Origin of the sequence: Rhodococcus sp. P14 (assembly GCF_000256505.1) — a bacterium.
Lineage (GTDB): Bacteria > Actinomycetota > Actinomycetes > Mycobacteriales > Mycobacteriaceae > Rhodococcus > Rhodococcus ruber.
This window is the reverse complement of the sequence record NZ_AJFC01000285.1, coordinates 19,291-31,122: the sequence shown is the minus strand read 5'-3', so window position 1 is coordinate 31,122 and position 11,832 is coordinate 19,291. Positions and strand designations below refer to the sequence as shown.

The 11,832-nt window shown below is 72.2% G+C and carries 9 protein-coding genes; 7 read left to right on the top strand and 2 right to left on the bottom strand.

The window, feature by feature from the left end:
• Both mycP and eccD read right to left on the bottom strand, forming a co-directional pair.
• Positions 1 to 1,179 (bottom strand): type VII secretion-associated serine protease mycosin (mycP, locus tag OEY_RS28750; RefSeq protein ID WP_010595587.1); only part of this gene is annotated, 1,179 nt, incomplete at its 3' end.
• Position 1,180: 1 nt separating this feature from the next.
• Positions 1,181 to 2,641, bottom strand: coding sequence for a type VII secretion integral membrane protein EccD (gene eccD / locus OEY_RS0120050; RefSeq protein WP_010595586.1), 1,461 nt, complete (start codon positions 2,639 to 2,641; stop codon positions 1,181 to 1,183).
• 231 nt (positions 2,642 to 2,872) lie between these two features.
• Between eccD and OEY_RS0120045 the strand changes: the two genes are divergently transcribed.
• The 7 genes from OEY_RS0120045 (at position 2,873) to glmM (ending at position 11,816) form a co-directional block, all read left to right on the top strand.
• Positions 2,873 to 6,865, top strand: coding sequence for a type VII secretion protein EccC (locus OEY_RS0120045; RefSeq protein WP_029540131.1), 3,993 nt, complete (start codon positions 2,873 to 2,875; stop codon positions 6,863 to 6,865).
• Complete coding sequence (locus tag OEY_RS0120040) at positions 6,862 to 8,187, top strand: type VII secretion-associated protein (RefSeq protein WP_010595584.1); 1,326 nt, start codon at positions 6,862 to 6,864, stop codon at positions 8,185 to 8,187. The genes OEY_RS0120045 and OEY_RS0120040 overlap by 4 nt, the downstream gene beginning before the upstream one ends.
• A gap of 128 nt (positions 8,188 to 8,315) precedes the next feature.
• Positions 8,316 to 8,657: a WXG100 family type VII secretion target gene (locus OEY_RS0120035; protein ID WP_237713768.1), complete on the top strand. Its 342-nt coding sequence runs from the start codon at positions 8,316 to 8,318 to the stop codon at positions 8,655 to 8,657.
• Between the two features lie 63 nt (positions 8,658 to 8,720).
• Positions 8,721 to 9,020 (top strand): WXG100 family type VII secretion target, encoded by a 300-nt coding sequence (locus OEY_RS0120030; RefSeq protein WP_225223062.1) that lies wholly within the window; start codon positions 8,721 to 8,723, stop codon positions 9,018 to 9,020.
• Between the two features lie 349 nt (positions 9,021 to 9,369).
• Complete coding sequence (gene rplM / locus OEY_RS0120025) at positions 9,370 to 9,813, top strand: 50S ribosomal protein L13 (RefSeq protein WP_010595582.1); 444 nt, start codon at positions 9,370 to 9,372, stop codon at positions 9,811 to 9,813.
• Entirely contained in the window at positions 9,810 to 10,316 is a 507-nt protein-coding gene (gene rpsI / locus OEY_RS0120020; RefSeq protein WP_003938048.1) for a 30S ribosomal protein S9, read from the top strand. The genes rplM and rpsI overlap by 4 nt, the downstream gene beginning before the upstream one ends.
• A gap of 162 nt (positions 10,317 to 10,478) precedes the next feature.
• Positions 10,479 to 11,816 carry a phosphoglucosamine mutase gene (gene glmM, locus OEY_RS0120015; RefSeq protein WP_010595581.1) on the top strand — a complete coding sequence of 446 codons (1,338 nt, stop codon included), beginning with the start codon at positions 10,479 to 10,481 and terminating at the stop codon, positions 11,814 to 11,816.
• The last annotated feature ends 16 nt before the right edge of the window (positions 11,817 to 11,832 follow it).

The following is an 11,832-nucleotide window of genomic DNA, read 5'->3' as shown; positions in this document are numbered from 1 at the left end:
CCCCGCCGCGAACGGGTCGATGACGCCGTGTCCCACCCGCGGATTCCAGCCCTCGGCCGGCGCGTGCGCCGTGGCCTCGATCCGCAGCGCGACGGCGCGGGCATCGAGATGCGGAAATCGTGCCCGTACCAGCGCGACGGTCGCGGATACGAGTGGCGCCGCGAAACTGGTGCCCGACACCGGAATTGGGCCCTGTGCTCCCCGATAGGCGTCGACGAGGCCGTCCGCGGTGGGATGCAGGGAGACCACACCGCTGCCGGGTGCGGCGACATCCACCCACGGTCCCGGCAGGCTGAAGCTCGACGGTGAGCCGTCGGGCTCGACCGAACCGACCGTCAGTACGTAGTCGTCGTACCAGGCCGGCGAGGCCACGGTCGTGACCGCACGCCAGGGATCCTCGCCCGGGCGGAGCGGATCGAGTCCGTGCGGATTCGACCCCCGGCAGCGCTCCTCCACATTCCCGGCGGCGGCGACGACGACGGCGTCCTTCACCTCCGTCGCGTACCGCACCGCCGCCCCGAGTTCGGGGTCGTCGATCCCTTCTGCGGCCGGAGCGCAGGCGACCTCGGAGATGTTGATGACGGTGGCGCCGCGATCCGCGGCGTGGCGCACCGCCATCGCCATCGTGCGCACGTTGCCGTAGCCGGGTGACGTGCGCGCATCCTGGTCGTCGGCGTCCGGCCGGTGCGCCGAGAAGTGGCGGCTGGACTGGCGCACGGTGAGGATCCGCGCGTCCGGGGCGCCGCCGGCGAATCCCGACCCGGCGACCGGGCGGGCCGCGACGAGTCCCGCCACCAGGGTCCCGTGGGCGTCGCAGTCCTGCGTCCCGTCGCCCGAGGAGACGTAGTCCCCACCGGGGACCAGCCCGGGCAGCCTGGCGTTCCGGCCCACTCCGGTGTCGATCACCGCCACGAGCTGGCCCGCGCCGCGTGTCAACGGCCACACGGCCGGAAAATCCAGGAGGCGTTGCGGTTCCGGGATCGAGGCGGTGTCGTCGACGGTGGCGACGGTGGTGCACGGCGAACGTTGCGCGGTGTCGTCGACGGGGCCGGGCGCCGCGGGGGGAGGCAGGCTCCCGGCATCGGCGGGCGGGGGCTGCGCCCCGGCGAACGGGGCCGTGCCGAAGGACGAGGTCGTCAGCACCAGAGCGACGAGGAAGAGACGTGCCCCGCGGGCCACGTCAGATCCCGCGGACGGCGGCGTAGAGCCCCGTGACCCAGCAGGCCAGCGGCAGGACCGTCGCGATCGTCGCGTACTCGACGAGCTCGGCGGCGCGCCGCTGCACCGGAGTGAACGAGCGACGCGGGGCGGCCACGCCGAACACCAGCGCTGCGGCCGCGACGCCCGCGGCGAGGGCGAAGACCGCGACGGGCGGCACGGATCCGCTGATCGCGGCCGCGGCGAGCAGGGCTACCGGCACGGATGCGCCGCCTGCCACCAGCAGCGTCGCCTGGCGCGCGTCGGTATAGGTGCGGCCCCGCAGCATGATCACCGCCGCAGCGGCGAGCGCCAGGGCGGTGCCCGGTCCGACGGGGTCGTCCCCGGACAGCGGGGCTGCCGCGCACCACGCACCGGCGACGGTCAGAACGGCTCCCGCACCGACGAGACCGGTGAGGTGGTCGCGTGCCCGCGCGGCGGCCGCCGCGAGCTCGCCCCGATCGGGCAGGGACCGGTCCTCGCCGTCCGGGCCGTCCTCTCCGTCCTCGATCCGGGGTGCTCCCGCGCCGGGGCCGGGTACCGGGGGCAGCGGCAGGTCGGCGAGCTTCATGGCGAGCCGGGGAGCGAACGTCACGGTCAGCATCGCCGTGACGACGACTCCGGCTCCGACCGCGGACGCGGGGATTCCCGAGGTGGCGACGAGGAAGGCGGCCGCCGCCACCGCGGCGACGGCGGCAACCGCGGTGAAGGGCACCCGTCCGACGTCGGCCGAGACCAGGACCAGGGTTGCCGCGGCCCCCGACAGGACCGCACCGAGCATCGAGTGTGCCGGTCCGAAGGCCCCCGGCACCACGAGGATTCCGGTGACGAAGGCGGCCGGCACCGCGCAGGCGCACAGCAGCGCCACGGGGCGACGGTCGTCGCGGGCCCGGCCGAGCAGGATCCCGGCGAGCAGGAGCAGGACGGCGAGTGCGCCGCAGCCGGCCCCGGCGGCAAGCCGTCCCTCCGGCGCGGAAAGGCGCAGCAGAGCCCCCGCACCGACCGCCGTCGCGGACAGGGTGACCGCTGCCGCGACCGTCGCCGCCGCGCCCGGCGACCAGCGGCCCGTCCCGGCCTCGTCGGCGGTCGCGACGCTGTGGGTCACGTCGTCGAACAGCGGGGGTGGCGCCGGTGCCGACGCGTCCTCGAGCACGAGCAGATCGCCGTCGCGGACGCCCTGCTCGTGCAGACTCAGTGCCGCCGCGAGCCGCGACGAACCGAGGCGGGCCAGCGCCCATGCTTCGGGCTCGACCCGCTCGACGGAGGGGTCGAAGTCGTTGACGGCGCGGTGACTCGCGACGAGGTCGACGACGCCGGGCACGATCAAGGCGACGGGCACGTCGCCGGGCAGGGCGAGATCGACCTGTGTGTGCCGTGCCAGCACGGTCACCCGGCAGAGTTCGGGTGGGTCGATCCGCCCCGGTTCGGTATGCGCAGCCGTCATCGTCCATCCCCCCGTCGTCCCCCGACCGTGCTTCGGTCCGGACGGGCTCGCCCGCCCGCCCGGACCTCGCGGAGACGATACGACATCGCCTCGCGCAGACGCCGTCGCGTCCGCCTGCATGCCGATCCATCCGGTGTGCGTTACCCTTCGTCGACCGTGGGGGGACGGCCGTCGCGAGGACGGCTGCCGTGGTGGGGCGGTGGGGGTGGGTTCGTGAGCACAGTGCGGTTCGTGGGGACAGTGCGGTTCGTGCGCAGGCCGCGGCGCGAGGTGCCGCGCGTACCGGTGGGCGAGGTGGGAATGCAGGCCCCGCCGGAGATTCCGCGCTCGACGCCGGGCAATCTCCTGGCGAAGTTGCTGCCGGTCGTGATGGTCGCGGCGATGATCGGCATGGTGGCGCTGATGTTCGGTTCCGGGGCGGCGCGGAGCCCGATGTCGCTCGTCTTCCCGCTCATGATGGTCGTCTCGATGGTCGGCATGTTCGCGGGCAGCCGCGGAGGCGGAGCGAAAGCGGCGGAGGCGGACGAGGATCGAAAGGACTACCTGCGGTATCTCGACGGTCTCCGGCGGGAGGTCCACGACACCGCGGACCGGCAGCGGCGCGCCCTCGAATGGACGCATCCCGACCCGGCCGTGCTGTGGACGCTCGCGGGGACGGTACGCATGTGGGAACGTGGCGGCACCGACGCCGACTTCTGCCACGTCCGGGTCGGGCTCAGCGGCCAACGTCTCGCGACCCGGCTGATCGCTCCCGACACCGGTCCCGTCGAGGACCTCGAACCGGTGGCAGCCGTGTCGCTGCGGCGGTTCGTGCGCGCGCACTCGGTCGTGCCGGCTCTGCCGACCGCGGTGTCGCTGCGCGGGTTCGCGGCCGTGTCGTTCGGCGGCGACCGCCGCACGGCACGCGATCTGGTACGCGCGATGCTCCTGCAACTGTGCACCTTCCACAGCACGGAGGTCCTGCGAATCGCCGTCGTGTGCGGGCCGGACACGGCTGACGAGTGGGACTGGGTCAAGTGGCTGCCGCACGTGCAGAACCACGAGATCGTCGACGGGGCGGGTAGCGCCCGCGCCGTGTTCGGGTCGGTCCGCGATCTCGAGGCCGCATTCGCCGACCGCCTGACGGGGCGCGGGCGATTCGCCCGCAACGCGGCCCCGGTCGACGGTGTGCCCCAACTGGTGATCGTGATCGACGGGGGCGTACACGGCTCGGGTTCGGGGATCCTCGACGACGGACTCGACTCCGTCACGATCCTGGACCTGTGCGCGTCGATGCCCGTCGCGGCGGCCTCCCGCGGACTCGAACTCGTTGTCGGTCCGGGACGCCTGGGTGCCCGCGCCGGCGAGCGGGTGGAGACCTTCGCGGTGCCGGACGGAGCAAGCGTGGCGCAGGCACAGACGGCGGCGCGGCGACTGGCGCCGTACCGAGCCACCCACCGGGCCGCCGAGTCCGGTGCCGGTGAGAATCGGCCGGACCGGTGGGAGGAGCTGCTCGGGCTCGGCGACGTCGCACAGTTCGACCCCGGCCGGGCATGGTCGCCGCGGCGGGGGCGCAACCGGTTGCGGGTCCCGATCGGAATCGGAACCGACGGCACACCGGTCGAACTGGACCTGAAGGAGGCCGCCGAGGGTGGCATGGGCCCGCACGGATTGTGCATCGGCGCCACCGGCTCGGGAAAATCGGAGCTGTTGCGAACCCTGGTACTGGGTCTGATCGCGACGCACGCCCCCGAGTCGCTGAATCTCGTTCTCGTCGACTTCAAGGGCGGCGCAACCTTTCTCGGACTCGAGTCGGCGCCGCACGTCGCGGCGGTGATCACCAATCTCGCCGACGAGCTGGCCATGGTCGATCGGATGAAGGATGCCCTCGAGGGCGAGATGAACCGCAGGCAGGAGCTTCTGCGTGCGGCAGGTAACTTCGCGAACGTGGGCGACTACGAACGCGCCCGCGCCGGCGGTGCAGCGCTGGCACCGTTGCCGGCGCTGGTCGTCGTCGTGGACGAGTTCTCGGAGTTGCTCACGCAGCAGCCGGACTTCGCGGACCTGTTCGCCGCGATCGGCCGGCTGGGGCGGTCCCTGCACATGCATCTGCTGCTCGCCAGTCAGCGAATCGACGAGGGCCGGTTACGCGGACTCGACAGTCATCTGTCGTACCGCATTGGACTGAAAACCTTCTCGGCCAACGAATCCCGAAGTGTTCTCGGCGTCCCCGACGCCTACCACCTGCCGCCCTCGCCGGGAGCCGGATACCTCAAGTGCGACTCGGCGGAGATCGTGCGGTTCGCTGCCGCCTACGTGTCGGGGCCCTACGAGCGTCGCCGCTCGGACCGGTCGGTGACCCGGCACGGCACTGCAGCCGCCCGGCCGCGGCTGTTCACCACCGCGGAAGTGCCCCTGGCGCAGCCCGAACCCGTTCCCGAGCCGGTCGAGCCCGGCGACGATCCCCTCCCTGCCGAGGGAAGCCGCTCCGTGCTCGATGTCCTCGTCGCGCAGGTCCGCGGCCACGGCGCACCCGCGCACGAGGTCTGGCTGCCGCCTCTCGATGCGGCGCCGAGCCTGGACCGGCTCCTTCCCCGGTCGTTGCTGACCGGTGACGTGCTGCCGCGGAGCATCCTGCGCACGCCGATCGGCATCGTGGACCGCCCCTTCGAGCAACGGCGGGATCCGCTGGTGGTGGACCTCTCCGGCTCGGCCGGCAACGTGGTCGTCGTCGGAGGACCGCGCTCCGGCAAGTCGACGATGCTCCGCAGCCTCGTCCTGTCGATGGCGATGACGCACACGTCCGAACAGGTGCAGTTCTACTGTCTGGACTTCGGCGGCGGGGCGCTGGCCGGCCTCGCCGGCCTCCCGCACGTCGGCTCGGTCGCCAACCGGCTGGACGCCGACCGCGTCCGCCGGACGATCGCCGAGCTGACCGCCCTGCTGCGGCGCCGGGAGGGCCGATTCGGCGAACTCGGCCTCGAATCGATGGCCGAGTTGCGCCGTCGCCGGGCCGGCGGCGGGCCGGGTGCGGACGTGGACGCCTTCGGCGACGTGTTCCTCGTGATCGACGGCTGGCCCAGCATCCGGCAGGACTTCGAGGCCCTGGAGCCGCAGGTCGCGGTGCTGGCCGCCCAGGGGCTGTCCTTCGGCATCCACGTGGTGCTCACCGCGCCGCGCTGGGGTGACGTGCGACCGGCGATGCGGGACCACCTCGGGACCCGTCTCGAGCTGCGCCTCGGTGATCCCGCCGACTCCGAGTACGGCCGTAAGAAGGCGGCGGCGGTACCCGAGGGCCGGCCGGGCCGGGGCATCGACCGTGACGGGCTGCACGTACTGGCCGCGCTGCCGCGGGTCGACGGCAGCTCCGAGACCGTCGATCTCGCCGCGGGACTGGCGGACGCCGTGGCCGCCGTGGCCGCCGTCGCCGCGGCCGCACCGGGTCGCCCCGCCCCGGTCGTCCGGATGCTGCCCGACCTCGTCGATCGCGCCGACGTCCTGGCCGCCCTCGGCGACCGGTGGGGCGCCGGCGGCGGCGCGGCCGGGGAACGGCGGCTGTTCGTGCCGCTCGGCATCGACGAGGCCGAACTGGCCCCCGTGGGGATCGACTTCGCCGAACAGCCTCACCTGCTCGTCTTCGGCGATTCGGGCTGCGGGAAGACGACGGTGCTCCGCGGCATCTGCCGCAGCCTCATGGAGTCCCGCACGGGGGCGCAGGCCCGCATCATCGTCGGGGACTACCGGCGCACCCTGCTCGGCGTCGTGGAGGGGGACCACCTCGGCGGATACGCACCGTCCGCCGTGACGTTGTCGGCGATGTCCCGCGACCTAGCGGCGGTGTTCGAGCGGCGGATGCCCGGTCCCGACGTCACCCAGCAGCAGCTGCGGGAACGCTCCTGGTGGTCGGGACCCGAGGTCTTCGTCGTCGTCGACGACTACGACCTCGTCTCCGCCGCGAGCCAGTCGCCGCTGACGCCCCTGCTCGAATACCTGCCCCAGGCCAAGGACGTCGGGCTGCACCTGGTCCTGGCACGCCGCTCCGGAGGGGCCGGGCGGGCACTCTTCGAACCGGTCATCGCGCGGCTGCGGGAACTGTCGTCGGCCGGTCTCGTGATGAGCGGCAACCGCGAGGAGGGTGCACTCGTGGGTACCGCGCGTCCGCGTCCGATGCCGCCCGGGCGGGGCACCCTCGTGCAGCGCGACGGGGAGACGCTCGTGCAGACGGCCTGGCTGCCCCCGCAATGAGCGACGTCCGCACGCTGCATATGCAGGTCGTCCCGGGACGGATCCACGCACGGTGGGCCGATCGGACCGTGACGATTCCCGCCGCGGCGCCCGAGCCCCGTTCGGACGACGATGCGCACCCGGCCGCCCTGCTCGGGTACGCGGCGGCGACGGCAGGGGCACCGGACGATCTCGACACCGTGACGGTGGTGCATCCCACCGAGTGGGGCGAACGTCGTCGAGCGCAGCTGCACACGGCCGCGCGGCAGGTCGCGCGGCACGCCGTCCTCGTGACCGCCGCGGTCGCCGCGCGCCGCACCGCGCCGCCGGGCGACGGCGAGCGGTACGCGGTCGTGGAGGTCGACGGCGCCGGTGTGACGACGACGGCGCTGACCACCCCCGACGGCGAGGTCGACCGGCTCGCCCGGGATTCCGACCTGGACGAGGGGCTGCTGGACTCTCCGGCCGGGGCCCGCCGGCTCGACGAGCTGATACGGAACGTGTGTGGGTCCGTCGATCCGGACGTCGTCCTCGTGACGGGCAGTCCGGGCGAGCCACCCGGAATGCCGCTGTGCGAGCGCATCGCCGAGCGGCTCGGCCGTGGCATCCGGGTGCTACCGGTCGCAGCGTCCGAGATGCTGGCCGCGGTGCCGGATCCCGGCCCCGAGCCGCCGGCGGACGCGGCGGCGGCACCGCGCTGGCTGCACACCGAGCCGGCGTCCCGGCCGGTCGGCCGGATGCGTCGGGGCGTTGCCGTCGTCGCAGTCGTCGCAGTCGTGGCCGCCGTGGCAGCCGTGGCAGCTGTCGGCCTGGTGTGGACTTCCGGGCACCGTGCGGACCTGCACGAGGAAATCGTGAACGATCCCGCCGCGGGCGACGCGGGCGGCGTGACCCCGGGGACGAGATCTCCCACGCCGAGGGCTCCTTCGGTGCGGCACGTGCTCGGGCCCGTCCGGCTGGAGCTGCCGGAGGGGTGGGCGCTTCGTGGCCCGGCCCGTGCCGACCGTGCCGAACTCGTCCCGGTGGGCGGGAGTGATCGCCGAATAGTGCTGGTGCACAGCATTCTTCGTCGTCATCTGGACTTGGCCGGCGTGGGGGAGGTGCTGGCCCGCCGCGCGGCCGAACGAGGCGAGGTGATCCGCGACCTCGACGCCGACACCACCTTCGCGGACCGTCCGGTGATCGCCTATGTGGAGGCGCCGGACGACTTCTCGCTCGTGCGCTGGTTCGTCGTGGTCGAGTCCGGCATCCAGGTCGCGGTCGGATGCCAATTCCTCACCGGCGAATGGTCGGGCATCAAGAACGAATGCGAGCAGGCCGTGCACACGGTGACGGTCGCGTAGCGGATCGCCTCGTTCGCCGAGAAGGGAACCTGACGGCCCGGCACTGCGTCCAATCGGTGTAGGCGCGAACCGCTTCGGCCACGGGGGTCCGAAGGGACACGGAACGCGGAACTGCAGAGGAGACAGGCGTGACGCAACCAGGGCAGGGCAGTTCGAATCGGGTGGCGACCGACGTCGCGACCATGGAGACGGCGGCGCGGCAGATCGAGGACTCCCACGGAGAGCTCGAACAACTGCTCGGGGCGCTGCGTACCACGGTCTCGTCGTCGCCGGACGTGTGGCAGGGCCGGTCGGGAATGGCGTTCACCGACGTGATGTCGCGATGGGACCGCAGTGCCCTTCAGCTCAACGAGGCGCTGGCCGCGATCGTCGCCGGCATCCGCACCAACGGCCGGGCGTACGAGGGCACCGTCGAGGCCCAGGCGCAGTCGCTGAACGTCCTCGGCGACAGCCTCAACGGCACCTACTGACCCCGAAGGTCCGGCACCGACCGGACCCGATTCCGTCCGCACGACCCGACCCGAGGAGAACGAATGAGTGGACCCGATGTGATCCGGCAGGACTTCGGTGGCATCGACGACCTGCATGCGCGCGTCGTCGGGCTGCAGCGCGGCATGAACGACACGCTCGACCGGATCAGATCCCAGGTCGAACCGCTGGTGCAGACCTGGGACGGGCAGGCCCGGTCCGAGTACCACGTCACCCAGCAGAAGTGGGATCGGGCGTCCGCCGACCTGAACCTGCTGCTCGACCAGATCGCCGTCGCCGTGGCGCGGGGCAACGACGAGATGCGCAGCGTCGAATCCGAGCTGGCACGGAGGTGGCAGGCCTGAGACGACCCGGGTGACGAGCGACGTCCCGGTGGTGGAGAGGCCGCCGGGACGTCGTGCTGTGTCGAACGGGCCGGGTGCTGTGTCGAACGGGCCGGGTGCTGTGTCGAACGGGCCGGGTGCTGTGTCGAACGGGCCGGGTGCTGTGTCGAACGGGCTGGATGCTGTGTCGAACGGGTCGAGTGCTGTTTTGACCGGGCGGACACGTCCCCGGTATCGTGTCCCGTTGGCGTGTCGTACGTCGTCGTTGCTTCGTGCGCGGCGAACGTCGCTTCTCGGGTCCCAACTGGCCGCCGAGGGTGATCATCGACGACGCGCGGGCCAGCAGCGACACGATAGACGAGGAAGATCTGTGTCTACGTACACACCGAAGGCCGGCGACGTGACCCACCAGTGGCACGTCATCGACGCCACCGACGTGGTGCTCGGCCGCCTCGCGGTGCAGGCGGCGAACCTGCTCCGCGGCAAGCACAAGCCCACTTTTGCCCCCCACGTGGACGGTGGCGACTTCGTCGTCATCATCAACGCGGACAAGGTTGCCGTCTCCGGCAACAAGAAGCAGGACAAGCTCCTGTACAACCACTCCGGCTACCCGGGCGGCCTCCGTTCCCGCACCGTCGGTGAGGTTCTGGAGAAGAACCCGGACCGTCTGGTGGAGAAGGCCGTAACCGGCATGCTCCCGAAGAACAAGCTCGGTCGCGCGATCGCGAAGAAGCTGAAGGTCTACGCGGGCCCGAACCACCCGCACACCGCGCAGCAGCCGGTGCCGTTCGAAATCAAGCAGGTGGCGCAGTGACCGAGAACGTGAACGAGAACTACAGCGACGAGTACACCGACACCGAGAACGTCGAGGTCGCCGCGGACGAGTACGTGGCCGAGGAGGCCGCTGTCGCTCCTGCGCCGATCGTGTTCGACCGCCCGGTGCAGACCGTCGGCCGCCGTAAGGAGGCCGTCGTCCGCGTCCGCCTCGTGCCCGGCACCGGCAAGTTCGTGCTCAACGGCCGCACCATCGAGGACTACTTCCCGAACAAGGTGCACCAGCAGCTCGTCAAGTCGCCGCTGGTCACGGTCGAGCGCACCGAGCAGTTCGACGTGCACGCCCGCCTGCACGGCGGCGGCCCGTCGGGTCAGGCAGGCGCCCTGCGCCTGGCGATCGCCCGCGCGCTGATCGAGGTCACCGCCGAGGACCGTCCCGCGCTCAAGCGTGCCGGCTTCCTCACGCGTGACCCGCGTGCCACCGAGCGCAAGAAGTACGGCCTGAAGAAGGCCCGTAAGGCACCGCAGTACTCCAAGCGCTGATGTGCCGCCGACGCTGACCTCGTCAGCCTCGGCACCTGTTCGACCACGAGAGCAGGCGCCGGTAGAGAATTCGCTACCGGACGCCTGCTCTCGTGCATTGACGTACTTTTTGCGACAGCAGGCGGCGCAGGCCGCATTTCTCGACGTGGAGGACTTTGCTCGATGGGTCGGATGTTCGGTACCGATGGCGTGCGAGGCTTGGCGAACGCCGAGCTCACGGTCGAACTGGCGATGCGACTCGCCGGAGCGGCCGCGACCGTGCTGGCGAACGGTGCCGAGGGGCGGCGCCCCGTCGCGGTGGTGGGCCGCGACCCCCGCGCGAGCGGGGAGATGCTCGAAGCCGCGGTGACCGCGGGTCTCGCGGCGGCCGGCGTCGACGTGTTGTCGGTCGGGGTGCTGCCCACTCCGGCGGTCGCGTTCCTGACCGACGCCTACGACGCCGACCTCGGCGTGATGATCTCCGCGTCGCACAACCCCATGCCGGACAACGGCATCAAGATCTTCGCGGCCGGCGGCCACAAGCTCGACGACACCGTCGAGGACCGCATCGAGGCGATGCTGCACGGTGAGGGCGTCGTCGCACGTCCCACCGGTGCGGGTGTCGGCCGGGTGCGGACCGCCGCCGACGCGGCCGATCGCTATCTCGCACACCTCGCGTCGGCGCTGCGTACGCCGCTGACCGGACTGACGGTGGTCGTGGACTGCGCCAACGGCGCGGCGTCGCACGTCGGACCGGCCGCGTACGCCGCGGCCGGGGCCACCGTCGTCGCGCTGCATGCGGAACCGGACGGGCTCGACATCAACGACGGGTGCGGTTCGACCCACCTGGAGGGTCTGCGGGCCGCGGTCGTCGAGCACGGCGCCGACCTCGGTCTCGCCCACGACGGCGATGCCGACCGGTGCCTCGCGGTCGATGCGACGGGCGCCGTCGTCGACGGCGACGCGATCATGGCGATCCTCGCCCTCGGGATGCGGGAGGCCGGCGAACTGCACGACGACACGCTCGTCGCCACCGTGATGAGCAATCTGGGCCTGCACCTGGCGATGCGCGAAGCCGGGATTACCGTCGTCACCGCCGGGGTCGGTGACCGCTACGTGCTCGAGGAGCTGCGGCGCGGTTCCTTCAGCCTCGGCGGCGAACAGTCCGGTCACATCGTGCTGCCGGCGCTGGGCACAACGGGTGACGGGGTGCTCACCGGTCTGCGTCTCATGGAGCGGATGGTGGCGACGGGATCGTCCCTCGCGGACCTGGCCGCCGTCATGCGCACTCTGCCGCAGGTGCTGGTGAACGTCCCTGTGTCCGACAAGTCCGCGGTTGCCGAGGCACCGGCCGTCGCCGACGCGGTAGCCGCCGCGGAACGGGAACTGGGTGAGTCCGGCCGGGTGCTGCTGCGCCCGTCCGGCACCGAACAGCTGGTGCGGGTCATGGTGGAGGCCGCCGACGACGCACTGGCCCGCGCGCTCGCCGATCGCCTCGCGGGAGCTGTCGCCGCCGTCTGAGGCGCTTCTCCGCCCG

What these genes read in the sequence shown, in the direction of transcription:
- OEY_RS0120030 (WP_225223062.1), top strand. Translation starts at nt 8,721, where the DNA reads ATGAGTGGACCCGATGTGATCCGGCAGGACTTCGGTGGCATCGACGAC.
- glmM (WP_010595581.1), top strand. Translation starts at nt 10,479, where the DNA reads ATGGGTCGGATGTTCGGTACCGATGGCGTGCGAGGCTTGGCGAACGCC.
- eccD (WP_010595586.1), bottom strand. Translation starts at nt 2,641, where the DNA reads ATGACGGCTGCGCATACCGAACCGGGGCGGATCGACCCACCCGAACTC.
- OEY_RS0120040 (WP_010595584.1), top strand. Translation starts at nt 6,862, where the DNA reads ATGAGCGACGTCCGCACGCTGCATATGCAGGTCGTCCCGGGACGGATC.